Origin of the sequence: Hydrogenophaga crassostreae, assembly GCF_001761385.1 — a bacterium.
GTDB lineage: Bacteria > Pseudomonadota > Gammaproteobacteria > Burkholderiales > Burkholderiaceae_C > Hydrogenophaga > Hydrogenophaga crassostreae.
This window is the reverse complement of the sequence record NZ_CP017476.1, coordinates 664627-687826: the sequence shown is the minus strand read 5'-3', so window position 1 is coordinate 687826 and position 23200 is coordinate 664627. Positions and strand designations below refer to the sequence as shown.

General features: G+C 61.5%; 21 protein-coding genes and 1 pseudogene. 13 read left to right on the top strand and 9 right to left on the bottom strand.

The genetic code is table 11. From position 1 onward, the window contains the following. Positions 1–92 precede the first annotated feature (92 nt). The 3 genes from atpE to LPB072_RS03280 form a co-directional block, all read right to left on the bottom strand. Positions 93–341 (bottom strand): F0F1 ATP synthase subunit C, encoded by a 249-nt coding sequence (atpE, locus tag LPB072_RS03290; RefSeq protein ID WP_066091539.1) that lies wholly within the window; start codon positions 339–341, stop codon positions 93–95. A gap of 78 nt (positions 342–419) precedes the next feature. Continuing rightward, complete coding sequence (gene atpB, locus LPB072_RS03285) at positions 420–1298, bottom strand: F0F1 ATP synthase subunit A (RefSeq protein WP_066092540.1); 879 nt, start codon at positions 1296–1298, stop codon at positions 420–422. Between the two features lie 14 nt (positions 1299–1312). Further along, positions 1313–1840, bottom strand: coding sequence for an ATP synthase subunit I (locus tag LPB072_RS03280; RefSeq protein ID WP_231943410.1), 528 nt, complete (start codon positions 1838–1840; stop codon positions 1313–1315). 142 nt (positions 1841–1982) lie between these two features. Between LPB072_RS03280 and LPB072_RS03275 the strand changes: the two genes are divergently transcribed. The 4 genes from LPB072_RS03275 to lipA are packed head-to-tail and all read left to right on the top strand — an operon-like array spanning position 1983 to position 4931. Next, on the top strand, positions 1983–2894 hold the full coding sequence (locus LPB072_RS03275; protein ID WP_066091536.1) for a D-amino acid aminotransferase: 912 nt from the start codon (positions 1983–1985) through the stop codon (positions 2892–2894). A gap of 13 nt (positions 2895–2907) precedes the next feature. Next, entirely contained in the window at positions 2908–3195 is a 288-nt protein-coding gene (locus LPB072_RS03270; protein ID WP_066091534.1) for an HP0495 family protein, read from the top strand. 4 nt (positions 3196–3199) lie between these two features. Beyond that, entirely contained in the window at positions 3200–3892 is a 693-nt protein-coding gene (gene lipB / locus LPB072_RS03265; RefSeq protein ID WP_066091531.1) for a lipoyl(octanoyl) transferase LipB, read from the top strand. 25 nt (positions 3893–3917) lie between these two features. Further along, positions 3918–4931 carry a lipoyl synthase gene (lipA, locus tag LPB072_RS03260; RefSeq protein ID WP_066091528.1) on the top strand — a complete coding sequence of 338 codons (1014 nt, stop codon included), beginning with the start codon at positions 3918–3920 and terminating at the stop codon, positions 4929–4931. 26 nt (positions 4932–4957) lie between these two features. On the opposite strand, the gene LPB072_RS03255 is transcribed toward lipA, so the two are convergent. Beyond that, positions 4958–5302 (bottom strand): carboxymuconolactone decarboxylase family protein, encoded by a 345-nt coding sequence (locus tag LPB072_RS03255; RefSeq protein ID WP_066092534.1) that lies wholly within the window; start codon positions 5300–5302, stop codon positions 4958–4960. 108 nt (positions 5303–5410) lie between these two features. On the opposite strand from LPB072_RS03255, the gene LPB072_RS03250 reads away from it, so the two are divergent. Continuing rightward, positions 5411–6298: a DMT family transporter gene (locus LPB072_RS03250; protein WP_082877011.1), complete on the top strand. Its 888-nt coding sequence runs from the start codon at positions 5411–5413 to the stop codon at positions 6296–6298. Here LPB072_RS03250 and LPB072_RS03245 read toward each other — a convergent pair. Together LPB072_RS03245 and asd are read right to left on the bottom strand one after the other, a co-directional pair. Continuing rightward, the gene (locus LPB072_RS03245) at positions 6285–7127 is read right to left on the bottom strand and encodes a UDP-2,3-diacylglucosamine diphosphatase (RefSeq protein ID WP_066091522.1); all 843 of its coding nucleotides are present in this window, start codon (positions 7125–7127) and stop codon (positions 6285–6287) included. The two genes, LPB072_RS03250 and LPB072_RS03245, sit on opposite strands and share 14 nt — an antisense overlap. A gap of 137 nt (positions 7128–7264) precedes the next feature. Then, positions 7265–8188 (bottom strand): archaetidylserine decarboxylase, encoded by a 924-nt coding sequence (gene asd, locus LPB072_RS03240; RefSeq protein WP_082876978.1) that lies wholly within the window; start codon positions 8186–8188, stop codon positions 7265–7267. Between asd and LPB072_RS03235 the strand changes: the two genes are divergently transcribed. Further along, positions 8187–9902 (top strand): aminotransferase class III-fold pyridoxal phosphate-dependent enzyme, encoded by a 1716-nt coding sequence (locus LPB072_RS03235; protein ID WP_231943409.1) that lies wholly within the window; start codon positions 8187–8189, stop codon positions 9900–9902. The genes asd and LPB072_RS03235 overlap by 2 nt on opposite strands. An 18-nt stretch (positions 9903–9920) precedes the next feature. Here LPB072_RS03235 and LPB072_RS03230 read toward each other — a convergent pair whose 3' ends face one another. Continuing rightward, positions 9921–10529 (bottom strand): hypothetical protein, encoded by a 609-nt coding sequence (locus LPB072_RS03230; RefSeq protein WP_066092530.1) that lies wholly within the window; start codon positions 10527–10529, stop codon positions 9921–9923. 156 nt (positions 10530–10685) lie between these two features. Here LPB072_RS03230 and LPB072_RS03225 point away from each other — a divergent pair, with 156 nt between their 5' ends. After that, positions 10686–11891 (top strand): glycosyltransferase family 4 protein, encoded by a 1206-nt coding sequence (locus tag LPB072_RS03225; protein WP_231943407.1) that lies wholly within the window; start codon positions 10686–10688, stop codon positions 11889–11891. 231 nt (positions 11892–12122) lie between these two features. Here the strand turns inward: LPB072_RS03225 and LPB072_RS03220 are convergent, their stop codons facing one another. Further along, positions 12123–12965: a creatininase family protein gene (locus tag LPB072_RS03220; protein ID WP_066091512.1), complete on the bottom strand. Its 843-nt coding sequence runs from the start codon at positions 12963–12965 to the stop codon at positions 12123–12125. Positions 12966–13008: 43 nt separating this feature from the next. Between LPB072_RS03220 and LPB072_RS03215 the strand changes: the two are divergent. Then, positions 13009–13751 (top strand): annotated as a pseudogene (locus LPB072_RS03215) (alanyl-tRNA editing protein). Between the two features lie 15 nt (positions 13752–13766). Here the strand turns inward: LPB072_RS03215 and LPB072_RS03210 are convergent. Further along, a complete protein-coding gene (locus LPB072_RS03210) occupies positions 13767–14993 on the bottom strand; it encodes an SAM-dependent methyltransferase (protein WP_066091508.1) in 1227 nt (408 codons plus the stop codon). Between the two features lie 255 nt (positions 14994–15248). Here LPB072_RS03210 and LPB072_RS03205 point away from each other — a divergent pair, with 255 nt between their 5' ends. The 5 genes from LPB072_RS03205 (at position 15249) to LPB072_RS03185 (ending at position 23134) form a co-directional block, all read left to right on the top strand. Further along, positions 15249–17468 carry a protein-disulfide reductase DsbD family protein gene (locus LPB072_RS03205; RefSeq protein WP_082876977.1) on the top strand — a complete coding sequence of 740 codons (2220 nt, stop codon included), beginning with the start codon at positions 15249–15251 and terminating at the stop codon, positions 17466–17468. Between the two features lie 38 nt (positions 17469–17506). Continuing rightward, positions 17507–17950 carry a rhodanese-like domain-containing protein gene (locus LPB072_RS03200; RefSeq protein WP_066091505.1) on the top strand — a complete coding sequence of 148 codons (444 nt, stop codon included), beginning with the start codon at positions 17507–17509 and terminating at the stop codon, positions 17948–17950. A 745-nt stretch (positions 17951–18695) separates the two neighbouring features. After that, positions 18696–21566 (top strand): choice-of-anchor O protein, encoded by a 2871-nt coding sequence (locus tag LPB072_RS03195; RefSeq protein ID WP_157559224.1) that lies wholly within the window; start codon positions 18696–18698, stop codon positions 21564–21566. A 253-nt stretch (positions 21567–21819) separates the two neighbouring features. Beyond that, the gene (locus LPB072_RS03190; RefSeq protein WP_066091501.1) at positions 21820–22617 is read left to right on the top strand and encodes an SDR family oxidoreductase; all 798 of its coding nucleotides are present in this window, start codon (positions 21820–21822) and stop codon (positions 22615–22617) included. A 223-nt stretch (positions 22618–22840) separates the two neighbouring features. Then, positions 22841–23134 carry a co-chaperone GroES gene (locus LPB072_RS03185; protein ID WP_066091498.1) on the top strand — a complete coding sequence of 98 codons (294 nt, stop codon included), beginning with the start codon at positions 22841–22843 and terminating at the stop codon, positions 23132–23134. Positions 23135–23200 lie beyond the last annotated feature (66 nt).

Here is a 23200-nt window from a genome sequence, read left to right as displayed (position 1 = left end):
TGAAGCGCTTGCTGCGGCGTCAGCGGTGGGGTTCAAGGCGGTCCATCCCTAAGGGGAGCGCATCCATCCGCTGCGCTGGGCAGCAAATACCATTAGGCCAACACGAACGGGTTGGCGAAGGCGAACAACAGTGCGATGGCCACACCGATCAGGAAAGCGGCGTCGATCAGACCGGCCAAGATGAACATCTTGGTTTGCAGGTCGTTCATCAACTCAGGCTGGCGAGCTGAAGACTCCAGAAACTTGCCGCCCATCAGAGCAATACCGATAGAGGCACCAATGGCACCCAGACCAACGATAAGACCGCAAGCCAATGCGACGAGACCCAGAACGTTTTCCATGATGATTCCTTAAATGGACGAAAGGTTAAAAAGAAAAGAAAGAAACAAGAAACTCAGAGCGAGGTGGAACCGCGCAACTCAGTGTGCGTCATGCGCCTGACCCAGATAAATCAGGGCCAGCATCATGAAAATGAACGCTTGCAAGGTGATAACCAAGATATGGAACAAGGTCCACACCGTGCCTGCGATCACGTGTCCGACGAAGAAGAGTCCACCCGAGAACGACAGGGAAGCAAAGCCACCCAGCAGCGCAATCAGCATGAACACCAGTTCACCCGCGAACATGTTGCCAAACAACCGCATGCCGTGCGAAACCGTCTTCGCCACGAACTCGATCATTTGCATCAGGAAGTTGGTCACGCCCAAGAGCAGTGCCCAAACAGGATTTTTGCTGGTGCCAAACGGCGCCGTCACCAACTCATGCGCCCAACCACCCAGACCCTTGATCTTCAGGTTGTAAAACACGCACATCAACAAAACTGACATCGCCAGACCCAAAGTGGTCGACAAATCGGCGGTAGGCACGACACGCAAATAGGCATGGTGCGGATCATGGCCCGCGGCGCCGTAGATCAACTCCCAGATCTTTGGCAACAAGTCAACGGGAATCATGTCCATGAAGTTCATCATGAAGATCCAGCAAAACACCACCAGAGCCAATGGCGCCACCAGTTTGCGGCTCTGCGCATTGTGAATCACCCCTTTGGCCTGGCTGTCGACCATCTCAACCAGCATTTCAACGGCAGCCTGAAACCGACCGGGAACACCGGACGTGGCCACACGAGCGGCTCGCCACAACACAAAACACACCAACGCACCCAACAAAGAACTCACGACAACGGAGTCAATATTGATGACCGAAAAATCGACGATGAACCCCTGTTTGTGGTTCGTCAAATGGGTCAAATGGTGACGGATGTACTCGCCAGGGGTAGGACCAATACCTTCTACAGCCATGTTCGTCTCGCCAATCATCCGTTTACGTTAGAACGCCTGCTCTGGATCAAAAATCCAAACCAGTAAACCTTTAATGTCACCACCAGCCCGGCCAGAAGACCCAACCAGCTCAGCTCCGGAACCACATTGGGGGCCAGCCACATCATGACCACCGCCAACAGGATCTTCACCCCTTCCCACAACAGGAAGCCAGCGAACGCAGCTTGCGCAAACCCGGCCAACAACCGGGACAACGCGCTGGAGGTCAAGCCATACGCCATCAATGCCGAAGGCACAACCACCGCTGCCGAACCATAAAGAACCGACCAAGCCACCGAGGCGCGCTGCGTAAACAGCCACCCCAGCACACTCGCCGCCAGCCCTACCAATACCTGCACACCCACCAACCGCCAGATGGAAATCTCCGGCTGACTGGCCCGCCACTGCTGCGCCTCTTCACGCGTCAGGGGCTTGAATTCGGGTTCTTGCGACCCATCTTCTTCCCACTCGTGATCGCCAGGCTGCTGTGCAACCGGGGCTTGGGGCTCCGGCATTTTGTGCATGGCAAATTACGGGCAGGTTACAAATGTGAAAGACTTCGCAAAGCCGCTCATTATACGTATAAACCCGATACTTAAGCAAGCTGTCACAAAGGCAATTCGGGTCGCTCGGGCACAAGCCGTTCCGGCGGCCGATAATCAACCCATGACGCCGCCCACCTCCTCCCCCGCCCCCTATATCGACTACCCGCTCCCCGAATCCCTGTGTTACCTCAATGGGCGCTATGGGCGCGTTTGCGACACCCAGATCAGCGTCATGGACCGTGGATTCATCTTCGGCGACGGGGTCTACGAAGTGCTGCCCGCCTACAGCGCCCGTGTATTTTGCTTCGAACAACACATGGCGCGGCTGGACCGCTCATTGCAGGCTCTGCGCATCCCCAACCCGCTTGAGCGCGCCGAGTGGCAAGCAATCGCCCGGCGTTTGATCGACGATTTGTCACAAACCACCGGCGCGACCAACCAACTCATCTATATACAGGTCACGAGGGGCATTGCGCCTCGTGACCATGTGATGCTGCCCGGACTGAAGCCCACCGTGTATGTTATGGCCAGTGAAATGAAACTGGCCAGCGAGGCTCAACGCGAACAAGGCGTGGCCTGCGTGACCGCAGATGATTTCCGATGGAAGAAGGCCGACATCAAGGCCATCAGCCTGCTGGGTGCCGTGTTCGCGCGCCAGATCAGCGCCGATGCCGACGCCTTGGAAACGGTGATGTTCCGCGATGGCATGCTGAGCGAAGCCGCTGCCAGCAATGTCTGGGTGGTGAAAAACGGTGTGGTCCTTGGTCCGCCCAAAGACAATCTGGTGCTCGAAGGCATCCGTTTCAGTCTGATCGAGCGCATCTGCCGAGAGCAAGGCATCGCTTTCGAACTGCGCCCCATCGGCCGGGCAGAGGCGTTGGCCGCGGATGAACTGCTGCTGTCCTCCGCCACCAAAGAAGTGCTGCCCGTGACGCAACTTGATGGCCGCCCTGTTGGCACTGGCAAACCAGGCCCCGTTTACGCGCGCTTGTACGCCGGCTACCAGGCGATCAAGGCCGCTGAATGCGCCTGACTGGAGGAAACCAATGAGCTTCACACCCCGCGAAATCCCGCCCGAGCAGTCACTGATTGAATACCCCTGCCGCTTTCCCATCAAAGTGATGGGGTCGCACACCGAAGAGTTCGTCTCGGCCATGGTGATCATCGCAAAAGCCTTCGAGCCCGATTTCGACCATCAAACTGTAGAGCGTCGCCCCAGCAAAGCCGGCACCTACATCGGGTTGACACTGTCCATCTATGTGACGGACCGCGAGCAACTGGATGAAATTTACCGCACGCTCACGTCACACCCCATGGTGAAATACACCCTTTAAGGCCATGCTGTTGCGCGCACTCGGCCGGGTGGAATACGCACCCACATTTGGAGCCATGCAGGCGTTTTCCGAGGCGCGAACGGGTGACACCGCCGATGAACTGTGGGTGTGCGAGCACCCGCCCGTCTTCACCCAAGGCATCGCAGGGCGCGACGACCATTTGCTGGCGCCTGGAGATATTCCGGTGATCAAAACCAACCGAGGGGGTCAAGTGACTTACCACGGCCCAGGTCAGGTGGTCGTTTACCCGCTCATCGACTTGAAGAGAGCGGGCTACTTCGTCAAAGAATACGTCTACCGCATCGAAGACGCCGTGATTCGCACGCTGGACCACTACGGCGTGACCGGCCACCGCGTCGCCGGCGCGCCAGGCATCTACGTTCGACTCGACGACCCTGCGAGTCACGCCATGCTGCCGCAGCGCCCCCAAAAAAGGGTGCCTGGTCAACCCGAGACCGATCCCGACTTCACCGGGCTGGGCAAGATCGCAGCGCTGGGCATCAAAGTCAGCCGCCATTGCACCTACCACGGCGTGTCGCTCAACGTGAATATGGACCTGCAACCCTTCCAGCGCATCAACCCATGTGGGTATCAAGGGCTGCAGACTGTGGACCTTTCTACAATCGGGGTGGCTGCTTCATGGGATGAAGCAGCCCAGGTGCTGAGCCACAAACTCGCCACCGCCCTCTCGCCTTGAACCTCCACGCCCCAGCGTGCATGCCATGAACCGCACCGACACCCCCGCCCCGACCGAGTCCAACACAGTTCGCGAGTCGCAATCCGCAGCCCAGTACGACGCGACCGCCAAGCAAAAGAGCCAGGCAAAAACCTCGCGCATTCCGATCAAGATCGTACCTGCGGAAGTGCTGAAGAAGCCCGAATGGATCCGCGTCAAGGCCGGTTCACCGACCACGCGTTTCTACGAGATCAAGGATGTGTTGCGGGCCAACAAGCTCGTGACGGTGTGCGAAGAAGCCAGCTGTCCCAACATTGGCGAATGTTTTGGCAAGGGCACCGCGACCTTCATGATCATGGGCGACAAATGCACCCGCCGTTGCCCGTTTTGCGACGTGGGTCATGGCCGACCTGATCCGCTGGACGTCGACGAACCGATCAATCTGGCCAAGACCATCGCCCAGTTGAAGCTGAAATACGTGGTGATCACCAGCGTGGACCGCGACGATCTGCGCGACGGCGGCGCTGGTCACTTTGCGGAATGCATCCGCCAGGTTCGCGAACTGTCGCCCGGTACCCAGATCGAAGTGCTGGTGCCCGATTTCCGTGGCCGCGACGACCGCGCGCTGGACATCCTGAAGGCCGCGCCGCCCGACGTGATGAACCACAACCTCGAAACCGCGCCGCGCCTGTACAAGGAAGCGCGCCCCGGCTCTGACTACCAGTTCAGCCTGAACCTGCTGAAGAAGTTCAAGGTACTGTTCCCACATGTGCCCACCAAGAGCGGCATCATGGTGGGTTTGGGGGAAACCGACGAAGAAATTCTGGAAGTGATGCGCGACATGCGTGCGCACAACATCGAAATGCTGACCATCGGCCAGTACCTCGCCCCCAGCGGCCACCACCTGCCGGTGCGCCGCTATGTGCACCCCGACACCTTCAAAATGTTCGAAGCCGAGGCCTACAAGATGGGCTTCACCCATGCCGCCGTGGGCGCCATGGTGCGCAGCTCGTACCATGCCGATGTGCAGGCGCATGGCGTGCTCAACCCGCAAGGCTGAGCCCCTGATTCAAGTTTGGGCGCTGATCAGGCGCTCAACTTGTCCCAAGCCGCAATCACCTCGGCCGAATACATCAAGGCTGGGCCGCCGCCCATGTAGACGCAAACCGAGAGCGTTTCCTCCAGCTCGGCGCGCGTACAACCCAACTGCACCAACGCTTTCACATGGAAGCCGATGCAGCCTGAGCAGCCTTGAGTGACGGCAATCGACACCGCAATCAACTCTTTTTGCTTGCCGCTGAGTGCGCCATCGGTGATGGCCGCTTTGGCCAGTTGCCCGAACCCGGCCATGGCGTTCGGCTGGGCTTTTCGGAATGGGGCGAGGCTGTCGTTGATGTCGCGCATCAGGTCGGTGTGGTTAAACGAGCTCAAGTGAAACCCTTTCAAGTTGATTTTTATACCCATTGGAGTATTCACCATGCGCAGCTTACCGGTCTTTGTCATTGATCAAACATGGATGCCGGCTCGCGGCTTGCGCGCTTGAACGCCAATCTCCTGGCCCTGGGCGCCATCGCGCTCTGGGCATCGCTGGCGGCACTGGGTGTGACGTTGGCCCATGTGCCGCCTTTTCTCCTGACCGGTCTGTCCCTGTTGGTGGGCAGCCTGATCGCCCTGCCCCTGTCGCGCTTTGATTTTCGCCAGTGGTACGTGCCGTCCAAGACACTGGCCATCGGCGTCTACGGCCTGTTCGGTTTCCACTTTTTGCTCTTTATCGCCTTGCGCCACGCGCCGCCCGTACAAGCCAATCTGGTGAACTACCTCTGGCCGCTGGGCATTGTGGTGATGGCGCCGCTGTTCCTACCCGGCGTGAAGCTCACCGGCCGTTTGGTGTTCGCAGCCTTGCTGGGCTTTGCGGGTGCCGCGCTGGCCATACTGGGTGGGCGTCCGGCCGACCCCAATGCGCCACTGTGGGCCTGGGGCTACATCCCGGCACTGATGTCGGCCTTCATCTGGGCCAGCTACTCGCTGCTGACCCAGCGCGTAAAGGCCTTCCCCACTGCCGCCGTGGGCAGTTTTGCCCTGGTCTCTGGTTTACTCGCCCTGCTGTGCCATGTCTGGCTGGAACCATCGACCGCGTTGTCTGACAAGGACTGGGCCTTGATCGCCCTGCTCGGCCTGGGGCCGCTTGGGGGAGCGTTCTTCCTGTGGGACGCGGCACTCAAACGCGGCGATGCGCGCCAGATTGGCGTGTTGAGTTTTCTCACGCCGCTGCTCTCCACACTGGTCCTGCTGGCCATGCAAAAAGAAATGCCCAGTTGGTCGGTGGGACTCGCTGCGCTGATGATCGTGGGGGCGGCGGTGATCGCGACGCGCAAGCCACAAGCGCTATTGGGCGCTGTTGATTGCGGCCGCTTCAGGAGGTGGTGAAGGCCGTTTCGACGGCTTGATGAGCGGCGGCCCGCGCATTGTGCGCAAGGTGAATGCGGTCCGACCAGTCGAGGATTTCCAGGCGACCGTCTGGGTGCTCAACCAACGCGGTGAGGCTTTCTACCCAGTCGCCGTCGTTGCAATAGAGCGTACCGTCGATGGTGCGAATTTCAGCATGGTGAATGTGACCACAAACTACACCATGCAGCCCCCGCTCACGGGCTTCGCGAGCGACAGCCACTTCAAAATCGCTCACGTAGTTCACCGCGCGTTTGACCTTCAGCTTGAGGTAACGCGACAAGCTCCAGTAGGGCAAGCCCATGCGGGCGCGCCATGAATTGAGGCGCCGGTTCACACGCAAGGTCGTTTCATAAGCCCAGTCGCCCACGTAAGCCAACCACTTCGCGCACTGAATCACACCGTCGAAATGGTCTCCATGGGTGATCCACAGCAAGCGGCCGTCTGCGGTTTCGTGCACCGCATCTTCCACCACATCGACACCGCCAAAATTGTGGCCCAGGTATTTGCGGGCGAACTCGTCGTGGTTGCCGGGCACAAACACCACCCGGGTGCCTTTGCGCGCCTTGCGCAACAGCTTTTGCACCACATCGTTGTGGGTTTGGGGCCAGTACCACTGGCGGCGCAGTTGCCACCCGTCGATGATGTCGCCCACCAGATACAGGGTGTCACACTCCACAACGCGCAAAAAATCCAGCAGCGCCTCGGCCTGGCAGCCGGCTGTGCCCAGATGCAAATCCGAGATCCACACGGTTCGCAATCGGATGCGGCCACCGTGATCGGTGTCGGGGTCGACAGCAAATGGATCCATCGGACCCAAGGGTGGGAGGAGGTCACGTCGCATGGCCCAAGTCTCCTGCGGTCATGTGGCGATGTGGTGACAAAACTGTGCAATTGTCATGACAGAACAACACATCTTCATTGCCCTCAGCGCACTGCGCCCAAGGCTCAGACAGCGCCAGTGGGCAGGGTCATCAGCGGCTCGCCCATGCGGATGCGCCGACCGGGTTCGATGCCTTTGACCAGCTCAAACCCGGCGGGTACGAACACGATGATGGTGGAGCCGTGTTCGAACCAGCCCATCTCCTCGCCCTTGTCCACCTGTGCATTGCAAGGCATTTCATGCGGGCCAGGCCAACCCAGGTGCATCAAAACGTCCAGCGCATGCAAGCGGATGCTGGCCACCAGCACCGCCGCCACAGGCACCAGCGCGATCACCGGCCCAGCTTCCAGCGTCATGCGGATCACCGCCCGCTCGTTGCGGCAAAACAGGCGTTCCACGCGCTTGAGCGCAATCGGGTTGACGTTCCAGACATCGCCCGACAAATAGCTCACATGGTCGATGCGCGCTTTGTGGGGCGCATGGAAGCGGTGGTACATGCTGGACGTCAGGCGCAGCGTCACAAAGCGGCCACCTTCAAAAGGCTCGGCCCGTTCGGCCTGCCCGAACAGATCGGCCGCGGCATAGGGAAAGCCTTTGGCTTGCCAGACCTGCCCGGCCACCACCGGCCCGCAGGCGCCCACGATGGCATCGCACGGGCTGGTCAAGACCTCGGGCCGTGGGTCCACCGGGCGCAGGCCTGGGCGCAAAGCCCGGGTGAAGCACTGCTGCAGCGATTCGTAGCGCTGGGGTACGGCCTCGCTCAAATCCAGATCGGTGAACAAACGCCACAGCGCGATGGCCAAGCGGGTGAAGGTGCGGCTCCGTATGCGGCTGATGCGGCCCATGAGCCGCGTGACCGCGACCCGCGGAATGCGGTTGGTCAACAGGAAGTTCAGGTCTTCCTGCAGCAGCAAACGGTCTCGCCAACTTAGCGAAACAACGGGCTTTTGGACGGACGTGTTGTCGTCCAGCGTTCTTGAAGTTTTCATGCTTATGTCACCTAACAGCCATAAAAGAGAGAACTACGGTCTTTTTGTACCCACCATGGAAATATTCAGCCTCACCACACTCGCTCTGGCTTCAGCCACCGCCGCCCTGCTCCTGCCCAAAGCCCATGAACGCCTGCAACTGTCGCTGGCCAAGCACCGCTCGCTGGCCGGGCATTCGCGCATGGCCAAACGGGTGGCCTCGCTGATCCCTGGCTACGCCTACGATGAAGCGCGGTTTTTTAACTGCGACGGTGTTCCAGACGAAGTCGAGCAGCGCCGCAGAGCCGGCTTTGCGCGGCTGGCCGACGAGCTCAATGGCCGGCATGCGCGCTCCATTGCGCTCACCCAGCAAGCCCGCAGCGGCATTGCCGATCTGCAATTCACTGGCGCGTACCGCGTACCGTTTCAGTTCAGCCCCTATGTGCGCGAACGCATCGCGGTGGGCGCGTTTGTGCAGCGTGCGGACGGCGTCACCCTGACCGATCTCGACGGGCAGCGTTTTTACGACCTCACTGGTTCGTACGGCGTCAACGTGATGGGCCACGACTTCTACAAAACCTGCATGGCCGAAGGCATGGCCCTGGTCAGCGAACTGGGTTCCGTGCTGGGCAGCTACCACCCGGTGGTGTTCGACAACGTGCAGCGTTTGCAGGCGATCTCGGGGCTCGATCAGGTGTCGTTTCACATGTCGGGGACCGAAGCGGTGATGCAGGCGGTGCGCCTGGCGCGGTACCACACGGGGCGCAAGCGTCTGGTGCGGTTTTGCGGGGCGTACCACGGTTGGTGGGAAGACGTGCAGCCAGGTCTCGGCAACCCCTTGCCCCCCGGCCACACCTACACGCTCAGCGACCTGAGCGAGCGCAGCCTGCAGGTGCTTTCGCGCCGACGCGATATTGCCTGCGTGCTGGTCAACCCGCTGCAGGCGCTGCACCCCAACGCGGGCGCGCCCGGTGACGGCGCCTTGATCGACAGCAGCCGCAGAACCAACTTCGACCGCGCGGCCTACACCGCGTGGCTGCAGCGCCTGCGCGAGGTGTGTACCCGGCGCGGAATCGCCTTGATTTTCGACGAGATCTTCGTAGGCTTTCGCATCGCGTCCGGTGGCGCGCAAGCGTATTTCGGCGTGCGCGCCGACATGGTCACCTACGGCAAAACACTGGGTGGCGGCTTCCCGGTGGGCGTGGTGTGTGGGCGCAGCGCATGGATGAAGCGCTTCCGGGAAAATCGCCCTGCCGATATCTGTTTCGCGCGCGGCACCTTCAACGCCCACCCCGCCGTGATGGGCGCCATGAACGTGTTCCTGCGGCGGCTGGAAACGCCCGCCATTCAAGCGCTCTATGACAACCTCGACGCCACCTGGGACGGCCGCGCCGCCAAGCTCAACGCCCGACTGGCGAAGGCCGGGCTGCCGCTGCGCGTGGCCAACCTCTCCAGCATCTGGACCATGACCTTCACCGAGCCCAGCCGCTACAACTGGTTGCTGCAGTACTGCCTGCGCGCCGAGGGGCTGGCGCTGTCCTGGGTGGGCAGTGGGCGCCTGGTGTTCAGCCTGAACTACACGGAAGCCGATTTTGATGCGGTCTGCGACCGCATCGAAGCCGCCGCACGGCGCATGGTGGACGACGGCTGGTGGCTCCCCGGTACCCAAAGCAACCGCGACATCCGGCGCGGTGTACTCAAAGAGATGCTGCGCCAGCGCCTGCACCGCCGTTGAAAACCCGGGCCGCGGCATTCAGCCGCGGCGGGCGTGGTCCATGGGATCGATCAATTCACCGCGCAGCAAATACCCCGGCGCACGCCAGTACAGCGCCACGTCGTGAAACGGGTCGGTGATGATCTTGAAGGCCCAGACAAGACCCACGCCCAGGCTTTGTTGCACAGTGAGTTGGCCAACCCGGAACACCAGCCCCGCCACGCCCAGACACAGCCAGGCCATGCCCAGAGCGTGCAGGAACCCTTTGAAGTCGGCGGCAGGCTCGGTCAGGCCACCAAACGAGGGCGCCAACCACAGCACCAGGGGAATCAGCGCCCAGACCGCCATCAACACCACCTTGCGGCGCAGGTTGTAGCCCACCTTGATGTCTTCCTTGTGTTCATGCGTCGCCCGGTTCACCGTGTCATAACCCTTGGGCTCAAAGAAGAAGTGACCCGATTGCCGCGTGGTCATCGAGACCCCCCAGGCCAGCAAGGCCGCGCTGGCCGGGTCGGTGAACAACAGGCCATACGCGGCAATGAAACACAGGGCGCTCACCAGGTGCAGGCTCTGGTTGATGCGGCTGTGGTGGTAATAACGGTGATCGTCCCAGCGCTGCTGGGCAAGGTCTTGCAAGAACGACTTCACAAAATTTCCTCTCAAGTAGACGGTTGAGCGCGCGCGGGCAATCCGGGCGCAACCCATCCTGACCGTTGTGAATGACAGACGGATGACCAGCGCGTGAAACTTGTTTGGAGCGGATTTGTCATCAAACCGTTGCACAGATCACGCAGCATGACTGCCATGCCTACACACCAAGCTGCGCGCGCCTTGAAGATCGCTCTGGTCACAGAAACCTATCCCCCCGAGGTCAACGGGGTAGCGGCCACATTGGCCCGCGTTGTGCAGGGACTTCGCGAACGGGGGCACCACCTGCAACTGGTTCGGCCCCGCCAATCGCCGACGGACCAGCCCGAGCCGCCCAGCGAGCGTTGGCAAGAAACTTTGGTTCGCGGCCTGCCCGTACCGCGCTACCCGGAACTGCGCATGGGTTTGCCCGCCACCCGCCAGCTCACCCGCCTGTGGCAAGCGCAGCGGCCCGATGTGGTGCACCTGGTCACCGAAGGGCCTCTCGGCTGGTCGGGCCTTCGGGCAGCCCGGCGTCTGGGCCTTCCTGTGGTCTCCGATTTCCGCACCAATTTCCACGCCTACACGCGCCACTACGGCGTGGGCTGGCTGGGCCGCCCGATGGAAGCCTGGTTGAGGCATTTTCACAACCGCACTGACCGCACCATGGTGCCCACGCGGCGCCTCGCGCAGGAGCTGGAAGCCCGTGGCTTTGAGCGCCTGAGCGTGATCGCCCGCGGGGTCGACGCCCAGCGCTTCAATCCGGTCCACAGAGACAACACATTGCGCCACCTATGGGGGGCCGAAGACACCACGCACGTGGCGCTGTGTGTGGGTCGGCTCGCACCCGAGAAAAATCTGGACATGGTGATCGATGCCTGGCGCAGCCTGCAGCGCCGCCACCCCGATACCCGGCTGGTGCTGGTGGGCGACGGGCCAGATCGCGCACGCTTGCGACAGCGCTGCCCCGAGGCGGTGTTCGCAGGCACCCTGCGCGGCGACGACCTGGCAAAGGCTTACGCAAGTGCAGACATCTTTTTGTTCGCCAGCATGACCGAAACCTTTGGCAACGTGGTGGCCGAAGCCATGGCCAGCGGCTTGGCCGTGCTGGCCTTTGACCATGCGGCCGCAGGCGAGCTGATACAGCACGGGCACAACGGACTGATCGCGCCACTGGGCCAAACCGAAGCCTTCCTGAATATCGCCAGCCACCTGCTGGACAACCATGACCGCCTGCGCCACATGGGTCGTTACGCCCGCGTCACCGCCCAGTCGCTCGACTGGCAGCGCATCGTTGCCGGCGTCGAAAACGAGTACCACGCCACCTTGTCTTCCCGTGTCGCAGCGCCCGCAGACGTTTCGTCGCTCATCCAAGCGCACTGACCCACTTGCGCACTTGCCTTAAAGCCGTTCGAGCCAGCCCCATTCAGAGGTTGCCGCCACCCCGCGGCTGAGGTGTGCCTAAATGGCGAAGGCATGTGACGCGAAGCCCATCCACGGGGTGAGGCGCGTGATGTTGAGCCGAACCTGCTGGCCCTGGGCGCCACCGTCATCCAGGCGTCGTGGTTTTTGGCGCGGTGACAATTGCCGCGCCAAAAAACTCTGTTTAAGCGTTCACTCGAACGCCGTGCGCTGCTGCAAGGTGCCGGGCGGTAACCGGTCAATTTCGGCCAGCAACGCGGCCAGCCCCCGCCCCGCAGCATCGAGCAAGGTGTGGCCTTTTTCTGCGGTGGCCGCGCCCGCGTTGCCCACCGCGCCTTCGGGGTTGTAGTCCTGCATTTGCCAGCCCAGCTTGGCACTTTTGCCGCTGCCCAGAATTGGAAAATCGGCAGCGCGGGTTTGCGAGACTGAGCGGAAATACTCCGCCTGATCCATGCGCACCTGCTCGGGCTTGAGCGCCAACATCATCGAGGTTTCGATTTCCCCCGCATGGATGCCAAAGCGGTGCTCTTCGGCGCTGAACATCGCATTCACATCCTGCCCCTGCCCGTCGATCAACGGCAAGTTGAACCAATTCACGCTGTACACCAGCATGCCCAGGCGCGCCCGCAAATCGCGGGCCACCAAATCCATGGCTCCCACCTGCCCGCCATGGGCATTGAACAACACCAGCTTTTTCACCCCGCTGGCCGCCACGCATTCGCCAATCTCGGTCCAGATGCGGATCAGCGTTTCCGATTTCAGCGTGAGCGTGCCGGGAAAGCGGTTGTGCTCCGGGCTGAATCCCACCGCCTGGGTAGGCAAAAACAGCGCCGGCAAGCCGGGCGCGAGCTGCGGTACGGCGGCCGCGATCACGCCATTGACAATGTCCGTGTCCACCGACAACGGCAAGTGCGGCCCATGCTGTTCGGTCGCGGCCACCGGCAAGACCGCAATGGCGCGCGCCTTGTCGAGCGCAGCGAAATCGGCGGTGGTGAGGTCGGACCAATAAGGGCTGGCTGGCATTGCGGCGTTCATGTACCGCAGTGTAAAGCGGCAAAGGAATATCTATGATGCATGCATGACCCAAGATCTTTTCCGCCAAAACGCTTACCAAACCGAATGCAGCGCCACGGTGACGGCCATCAACCCGGAAGGCGTGGTACTGGACCAAACGGTGTTCTATCCGCTGGGCGGCGGGCAGGCGGGTGATACGGGTGTTCTGCGGCTGGCCAACGGCAGCGGGTTGGCAATTGCAGACACCCGAAAAATCAAGGATGTGCAAGGTCAGCCCACGTCAGACATCCTGCACCTGCCCGCACCCGGGCAAGAAGGTTTGCTGGCCCAACTCAGCGTGGGTGAAAGCGTGACCGCCCAGATCGACTGGGCGCGGCGCCACCGCCTGATGCGCTTTCACACCGCGACCCATTTGCTGTGCCACCTGGTGCCCATGCCGGTGAACGGATGCTCCATCACTCCCGACTACGCGCGGCTGGACTTCCACATGACCGATCCGCTGAGCAAAGAGGCGCTCACTGCGGGCATCGCCGCCTTGGTGGCAGCGGCCCATCCGGTGGCACTGGGCAGCGTGACCGACGCCGAGCTGGAAGCCAATCCGGCGTTGGTGAAGAGCATGAGCGTTTCCCCCCGCGGGGCAGCGGCGCGGTGCGCACGGTTCAAATCGGAACCGGCGATTTGATCGATTTGCAGCCCTGTGGTGGCACCCATGTCGCGAACACCGCAGAGATTGGCGCCGTCGTGGTGATCAAAATCGAGAAAAAGAGCGCCAACACGCGCCGCGTGGTGCTCGGATTTGCCGCCTGACCGCGACGTCATGCCCTAAACACCGCGGTACATCCAGCCTCTGGACCACGGCAGACCCGCCGAAGAGCGACCAGCTGGCCCGCACAGCACCTGGTAGAGCGCCACCTCGTCGTTTTCAAAGGCCCAGGCACACCCCGCCAGGTAGATGCGCCAGATGCGCCAGCGTTTTTCGCCCACCAGCGAACGCAGGTGCGCCGCCCGGGCCTCAAAGGCTTCGCTCCAGAGCTGTGTGGTGCGCTGGTAGTGGCGCCTCAGGTTTTCCACGTCGAACGCCTCCAGACCGCCTTCCTGGAGGCTGTGCAAGACGGTGCTGATGTGGGGCAGTTCACCATGGGGGAACACATAGCGGTCGATGAAATGACCGCTCCCATGACGGGTTTCACCGTCGAACGCGTCGGTGCTGGTGATCCCGTGGTTCATGACCCAACCGTCGGATTTGAGCAATTGGCGCACCTGTCCGAAGTAATCGACCAAGTGGTCGAGGCCCACGTGTTCAAACATGCCCACACTGGTGATGCGATCAAACGGGCCATCCGCCACATCCCGGTAGTCTTGCAAGCGGATGTCAATCTGCTCTTGCAGGCCTGCGGCCCGAACGCGCTCCCGGGCCCAGTCAAACTGGTCCTTGGACAGCGTCACCCCGACACATCGGGCCCCATACTCCTGGGCCGCCCGCAACACCAATGATCCCCAGCCACACCCAATGTCCAGCAGGCGCTGGCCGGGCTTGAGATCGATCTTGCACAGGATGTGATCCATTTTTTTTAGCTGGGCCTGGTCGATGGACTCGTTGCCATTGGGAAAATAGGCGCAGGAATACACCATGCTCTCGCCCAGCCACTGTCGGTAAAACGCATTGGACACGTCGTAGTGGTACCGGATCGCATCGCGGTCGCTGTCGCGTGTGTGGCGGGAATGGCGCCGGATGCGGCGGAGCAACCCCTTTTCGGGCTCTGCGGACGCCGCGAGACGGTGGGCAACGTCCAGGATTTCGCCAATCGACCCCTCCACATCAATCAGGCCTTCCACATAAGCCTCGCCCAGCGTGTCCAGGCCCGGATGCATCAGAAGCGAAATGGCGGCCGGATCGCGCACGCGGATTTCCACCGCCGGCTCCGAGAAATCGCCCAAGGCGAGAGCGGATGCAGCCCCATTTCCCCAGCTCAGACGCACCGGCAGGTTGACGTGAGACTTCACCCGATGCGCCCATGGCAAGAGAGCACGCTCAACAATTGATCCCATGACGTTGTCCCCATGAACAGCCTTCACCGTTCATGTGTACCGCAATCCTGCTCTACTGGGAACCATTTCAACAACGCAAACAATACATCTGGTGGTGCAGCCCACGCTTTAAGGCTTGATTTTTCATCCATCGGAACAGGTAGAAATACCAGCAAACACTTATATTCAGCCATGCGGCGGCTCAAAGGAACCCCAGTCGACGAAAGCTCTCCCACAGGGGCGGCCATTCTCCATATAACTTCATTCACAGTCTCGATGCTCCTGAATCTGCTTTTGTCGGTCACTCCACGCAGCCAACGCTGGCTGGTTGGCCTGGCGCTCGCCCTGCCCCTGGCAGCCCCGGCCCAAAGCCTGCTGACCCAACTCACCGACACCGCCGTGGTGCAAAGCGAGCAGGTACGCGCCGAGCTCGTGGCCCATGCGCCCGAAGGCGCTGGACCGGGCAAAACGGCCTGGCTGGGTTTGCAACTGACCCATGCGCCCGAATGGCACACCTACTGGAAAAACTCCGGTGATTCGGGCCTGCCCACAGACTTGCAGTGGACGCTGCCACCCGGCGTGTCGGCCGGGCCCATAGCCTGGCCGACACCGCGCAAATTTCCCATCGGCCCGCTGGCCAACTACGGCTACAACGGCACCGTGTTGCTGCCGGTACCGCTCACGGTTGACCCCTCGTTCCAGGGACGGGAGATCGAGGTCAAGCTCGACGCGGCCTGGCTGGTCTGCCGCAAGGAGTGCATTCCGGAAGAAGGCAGTTTCACCCTGCGCTTGCCGGTTGAAGGGTCCACCGCCATCAACGGCATCGCTTTTGAAACCACATTTGCCGCCGCCCCCAGCGACCAGGCCGCCGGCAACAGCACGGCACAACCCAAGGACAAACAGCTCGAAGTTCAACTAGCCGGCCTTCCCGCCGCCTGGCATGGCAAGGCGTTGGAATTTTTCCCGGAGCCCACCGGCCTGATCGAACCCGGTTCGCCCTGGACCCAAAGCTGGAACGGCGACCTCTGGACGGCCAGCGTGCCCCTGTCTCCTTACCGCAGTGAAAGCCCGACCAGCCTGCCCCTGGTCGTGGCGCTGGCCAATGCGCCGGGCGAGGGTCCTGGCAGCGCGGGTGTGCGCATGGATGTACCGGTACAGGGCGCGTGGCCGGCGGTGGCGGACGTGCCTGCATTGGTGCCTGATGCGCTCACCGCGGCCCTGCAAGCCAATGCCGCCCAAGCCGCTGCATCGCCCACCAGCAGCAACGGCCCACCCATCACCTTATGGGCAGCGCTGCTCGGCGCTTTGCTCGGCGGCATGATCCTCAACCTCATGCCTTGTGTGTTCCCTGTGTTGGCCATCAAGGTATTGGCATTTGCACAACATGCTGATGACCGCACCGCCCACCGCGCCAGCGGGCTCGCCTACACCGCAGGCGTGTTGCTCTCGTTCCTCGCTCTGGGCGGCCTGTTGCTCGGCCTGCGCGCAGCGGGCGAACAACTGGGCTGGGGCTTTCAGTTGCAAAGCCCGGCGGTTGTCGCCTCGCTGGCGGTGTTGTTCACGCTGATCGGTCTGAACCTGGCCGGTCTGTTCGAATTCGGCAGCGTCTTGCCCAGCTCGGTCGCCAGTCTGCAAGCGAAGAATCCCACGGCGGATGCCTTCCTGACCGGCGTGCTCGCCACAGCGATCGCGTCGCCCTGCACAGCCCCCTTCATGGGCGCCTCGCTGGGGCTGGCGATCGCCTTGCCCACCTGGCAAGCGCTGGCCGTGTTCGGCGCACTGGGCCTGGGCATGGCCCTGCCCTACCTCGCAGCCAGCTGGTGGCCAGCGATTGCGCGCGCGCTGCCGCGACCCGGCGCCTGGATGAACACCTTCCGCCAACTGATGGCCTTCCCGATGTTTGCCACCGTGGTGTGGCTGCTGTGGGTGCTGGGCCAGCAAAGCGGCATTGATGGTGCAGCGGCCTTGCTGATGCTGCTGCTGGTGATGGCGCTGGTGATCTGGGCCTGGGCGCTGCCTCCAGGCAAAGGGCGCACCGCATTGGCAACTGTGTCCGTCGCCAGTCTGGCCTGGCTGATCTGGACCGTGGGGCCCAACATCACGCGCCTTCAAACCGCTGAGAGCGCCGCGGCCCCGGTGGCCACCACCGTAGCGGGCTTGAACTGGGAATCCTGGAGCGCCGACAAACAGGCCCGGTTGCTGGCTGAGGGTCGGCCAGTCTTTGTGGATTTCACCGCTGCCTGGTGCGTCACCTGTCAATACAACAAGCGCACCACCCTGGCCAATGCCGATGTGCTCTCCGACCTGGCAGCCAAAAACGTGGCCCTGCTGCGCGCCGACTGGACCCGCCGCGACCCAGCCGTCACCTCCGCTCTGGCGTCCTTGGGCCGCAACGGCGTACCGGTGTACGCCTTGCACCGCGCTGGCCAGCCGCCGCTGGTGATGTCTGAGGTGTTGAGCGTGAACGATGTGCGCACGGCGCTGGCCTCAATCTGATCAGACACGCACCCACGTCCACCTATGCGAACGGCTACATGACCCCTTTATTCCCGCGACTGAGCAGGCGCCAGGCACTCACCACCGTGGCCTTCAGCTTCGCTCTCAGCGCAGGCCTGACCGCCTGTTCGGCCAGCGATGCCGCCAACGACCCGCTGCGCGTCGGCATTGAAGAAGGGCGACAGCTGTTCGAAAGCCACCAAGTGACGCTGTTCGACATTCGCGAGCCCGACGAACATGCCACCGGCGTGGCCGAAGGCGCCAGCTTGCTGCCCATGTCGCAGCTTCAGAAGCGCGTCAATGAAATCCCCAACGACCCTGCTCAGCCGGTGCTCATCATCTGCAACACGCAGAACCGCTCCAGCAAGGTAGCCGAAGCGCTAAAAGACGCAGGCTGGAACAACGTGCGCTACGTTCAAGGCGGCATGAGCACCTGGGCGAAGAATGGTTGGCCCATGGTCAAACCCATGGGTAGCAGCTGACCCTTGAAGGGGCCCGCGCTTACCAGGGCGAGCCACACAAGGGAAACGGCCTTGGCCAGCCCCTCCCCTGCCACATGTCTCGGCTGCGTGGCCGGAACTGCATTCGGCATTGTGGCCCGTAAAGACGTGCCGGTGCCCGGCCGTCACCACAGGGTGACCAAGATACGGATGCATGACGCTCCAATGCCGGGCAGCTTAAAGAAAGCGATCGGGATAGCCTGACTCCTCTGGCCATCCGATCGGCGCTTTTGACGGCCGGTACAAGGCCCCGCAAGCCAACGCCCCCCGCAGAGCCGATGCAAGTGGATGCAGTTTGAAGCCAGGTGCGCATCACCAACGGTATTGACGCGGCATCAATGAACCGGCTCATTCGAGCCAGCGGTGCATCCGTCAAGCACGGCCTCTTGAGCGGCCATACGGTGCGCTGCAAATACCCCCTCTCTTTTTCAATTACCACTGCGCCAACCGTCAAAACGAGGTCGCACACGGTTCCCGGCGGTCTGTGAAGAAAACAAAGTGGCACCACTCAAAGGATGTCGAATTGGCTCTTTATATACCCTGCTGGGTACAGCATTGATTTTGATCAACACACTATGTTTTGAGAATGTCACAGTGAAAACAGGTCGTTAGAAAAGTCACACAACGACAAGAGGCGATGACTGAGAAGTTGGGCGCTTTTCAGCCGTATGCCTTGGGTTCCGAGCCTATGCACTTTCTTACAGTTTCAACAAGCAAGGAGATATCGATGAGAGTTCTCAAAAATCCGCGGGTCCAAACACGGCATTACCCCACCAGAATGCTCTTGAGTTGCGTTGCCTTGGCGGCGTTGACCGCGTGCGGCGGCGGCCAACAAGACGATGCACCCCTGAGCCGGTTTGCCATCGAAGAGACCACCTCACCCTCACCCTCATCTGAGCAAGCGCCTGTGGCCAGCATCCTGGAAGGCCTGGCAGCGCAATTCCCCAACGGTCAGCTGCCGAAAGAACAAGAGGCCCAGGCTGCGCTGGAACTGGAGCAAAACCCAGCGGTTCTCTCCTATACCGCAGACGAGGAAATGTCGGTCGCCAAGCTCGCCGAGGAAGTCTCCGACTGGATGGCCAATGCAACCCGCAAGGTCCTGGGGCAAAAACTTGGAACCACACCGCTGTACAGGCCTGTGGTCCGCTTTCGCACCCCAAGCGGCTACTTCTACACCGCGAGTCCTGCTGAAATTGCCACCATTACCAGCCAGCAGCCCACCTGGATTCGCGAAGGTACGGCCATGCACGGATCCTCGGAATCCAACTGGGGACTTTCGCCTGTCTACCGGTTCCGAAACAATGCCACTGGTTCGTATATCTACACCATCAGCCCGACCGAAAAGCAGGCCATCGTCGACAACTTGTCGGCCACTTTCACGTTGGACGGCGCCGCCTGGTATTCAAGTAGCTCAGCGGGATCGGGCTTCAGTCCGGTTTACCGCTTCAGGAACATCCTGAACGGCTCATACCTCTGGACAGGCTCGGAAGCGGAAAAAGAGGCGATCGTGGCCAACTATTCGGCCATCTTCGCGTTCGAGGGCGTGGCGTTCCACACCCCGATTGCGGCACCCAACGAAGTCTTCGTCGAGACGCCCATCAAACTGAACAATGGCATCCTGGGCGACAAGCCCAAAATCCAGCGTCAAGGTGACGGTACCTTGGTCGTGGCTTATGGCGATGCGCCCGATGGGGCTGGCATGGTGTACGACGTCAAGGGCCAAAACGAAAGGCCGGCTCGAGACATTTTTGTGAAAACCTGCAAGCCATCAGCCACCAAAACCTGCAACCTCTTTGCGGACTGGTCTGCGCCCATCAACGTGTCCAAATCTGCGCTGATGCAGAGCACGGGCTCCTTTGACTGGCGTGGCACGCTGGGCAATCCCGGCACCTATCCAGGCGACATCGACAAGGCCAACATCAAGACCACCGGCCCGATCATCACGCTGACCTGGGTCAGCAAGTACTGCCCAGACGGAGATCCCTCGACCGCAGCGATCGAACTCCCGGTGCAACGCGCCGTCAGGTACCTGGAACGCAATGACCGCGTGATTCCATTCTCGTGCGCCTGGACGTCTTATTCGACCACCAAAGGCACCAGTTGGAGTCCGGCCAAACAGTTGAGCTCCGGTGAGCGTGATGCGATCCAGGATGCCAGCAGCGGCAGCATCAGCACCGACACCAGCAGCGCCAGCTACAACAAGGGCCAGATCGTCTATTCATGGCAGGAAGACCCGCAAGGCTTGGCACTGGGCGAGGCCGATGGTCCGGGCGATGGCGCCTCCGGCGCCAACGTCAATGGCGGCACCGATGTCTGGTACAGCTACGCCACCGTCGACCTGACCCAGACACCGGCACCGGCACCTGGCGCCGAATACAACACGACCTACTACAACCTGCGACCCAGCCAACGCCTGACTGACAACTGGACAAACCAGTACGGGATCAACGGTTCGGTGAACTACATCTACGACGGCTCTGGCACCAACGTACCTGAAAGCTCGATCGAAAAAGGTCAGACCGGAGCGGCACGCCCCAACATCGGCATGGTGGGCTCCACAACCATCGTCGCGTACGAAGAGACCAAGGGCTCCAACGGCCTGGACGATGGCAAGTTCGTCCGATACCACGCGTTTCCGTATGCCACCGTCCCGGCCACAGCCGCTGGCAAAGCCGGTTGCATCATCAGCGACCCCTCCAAGAATGCCAGGCGTGTTCGCTTTCTGACGCAAAGCCCGACCGATGCCGGCACGGGTGGCATCCAGATCGGCATCTTCTGGAAAGAAGGCTCGTATGACAAAGGTGGTCCGTCGGACATCCGTGTGCGACGGGGCATGGGTGGGCTGCAACCCGCCAACTTGCTGCCCGCCGTGGACGCCAACTGTGCCACGTCGGACTATGCGACCGCGATCGGCTTGACCAGCACCAAAGGCGACAACATCAGCAGCAAGGCGCCCACGGCGACCGTGGCCAACCTGACCGACAACACCGAGCTGAACTACACCGAAAACGCGCTGGCCCACCGTGGTGTGTTGCGTGGCGAAGACATGTGGATCGGCTACAACTACACCGGCGACCTGGTGAAACTCTGGGCAGGCTTGGACAACTACAACTTCTGGATCCGTCGATTCAACATGACCACGGGCTGGGACAATCCCAAGAACGTCACCAACATCACGAACAAGGGCATCAATGTTCGCGAGCCACGTATCTTCGGTACCCCCAAGAGCAACCAGACCTCATGCCCGACCGGGAATCCGGCAGACGCCAGCACGACCAACCCGGCCGACTGCCAGAACGCCAACGTGGTGTACCTGGCCTGGGGGACCCAGACCAACGTGTCACCTTACGATCCGGCGGGTGGACAGGATCTCGGCGAATTCATCACGGTGAGCCGGGACTCGGCCGCGAGCTTTGCCCCCGTGGTCAAACTCTCTGCCGTGCAAGGTGTGTACTGGGGCGATCAAGAGTCAGCTTATGAGTCGCAAAACGTCACCAACCCGGACGGCAGCCGTTTCTACTCGGTCTGGAACCAGAAGGTGCTCACCACGGACGAGACCCAGGTTGAGTTTGTCAGCGGCAATGTGCTCGCTCCTTGATGCCGTGAAGGTGTCTTGAAAAAAGGGCCCACAGGACCTGTCATCGACGGTATTCAACGTGGGCCTTTCTGGTCGATTCCATTGCAAAACCAGACTGCGCGAGGCGCCTGCAGAGGCCCTCGCGCTTTTTTCCATCCAAGAACAAGCGCATCGGCACAGCCGTGTGCAGGTCAGACCGTGTTGGACGGAAGCCATTTCTGCGTTGCGCCCAGCCATGCCAATGCCTCGGATGGTCGCGGGCCATAATTGAAACGTGAATTCCCAAAAAGCCACACCCCAAAACCTGTTCAGCCTGCAAGGGCAGACGGCACTGGTGACCGGCGCCAGCCGCGGGCTGGGGCTCGAGATGGCGAAAGCTCTGGTAGATCAAGGTGCCCGGGTCTGGCTCAACGGGCGCGACCCGCTGGCGCTAGAAGCGGCTACCTCCCTCTGCAACCGCACGCAAGCAGCGCTCGGCGGGCAGGCTCTGGCTCTGCCATTCGATGTGGCCGACGAAACCGCGACCCAGCGGGCCATCGCCCACATCCTGCAAACCGACCAGCGTTTCGACATCCTCATCAACAACGTGGGCCAACGCCGAAGGCAAACTCTGGATGGCCTGCCGGCCGATGCGTTGCGCTCGATGCTGGAGACCAACCTGGTGTCTGCCTGGACGCTCTGCCGCGAGGTTGCCACGCCCATGCGCGCTCAAGGCGGAGGGCGCATCATCAACATCACCTCCATCGCCGGGCCCATCGCCCGCGCTGGTGACGCAGCCTACACAACAGCCAAAGGTGGCCTGGCCGCCATGACCCGCGCGCTGGCTGCCGAACTCGGCCCCCATGGCATCAACGTCAACGCCATCGCGCCCGGCTATTTCGCCACCGAAGCCAACGCCGCCATGGTCGATGACCCGCAAACCCAGGCCTGGCTGCAGCAGCGCACCTCGCTCGGCCGCTGGGGCCAACCCGAAGAAATCGCTGGCGCTGCGGTTTTTCTGGCCAGCCGGGCCGCCAGCTATGTGACTGGCCAGACTTTGGTGGTGGATGGCGGCTACCTAGCCCATTTCTGAGGCGAGGCCGGACCCCTTTATCAGCCCGATTTCGTCCCTCGGGCGGGATAAATGGCCTCCTGCTCTTGAAATCTGGCGGGACGCCCTTATCATTAGCACTCGTTGGGGATGAGTGCTAACACCATCCCCACTTCGATCATCAGGCGCTGAAACGGCCCATCAGAGTCGCTTCGCCGCCGTGAGTGAGCTTTTCTTTATCCACTGTTCTATCTCAGGAGAAACAATGAACCTTCGTCCACTCGCCGATCGCGTGATCGTCAAGCGTATTGACAGCGAAACCAAAACCGCCTCTGGCATCTTCATCCCTGACGCTGCTGCCGAGAAGCCAGACCAGGGCGAAGTCCTGGCCGTTGGTCCAGGCAAGAAAAACGACAAAGGCGACCTGTTGCCCATGAACGTCAAGGTCGGTGACCGCGTTCTGTTTGGCAAGTACAGCGGCCAGACCGTCAAAGTGGCCGGCGATGAGCTGTTGGTCATGAAAGAAGACGACCTGTTCGCAGTCGTTGAAGGCAAGTAATTTGCACAACCGGTGTGTTGGCGCGCTTCGCGCGCGACCACCTGTTTCGGCAACCGTTTAAATCTT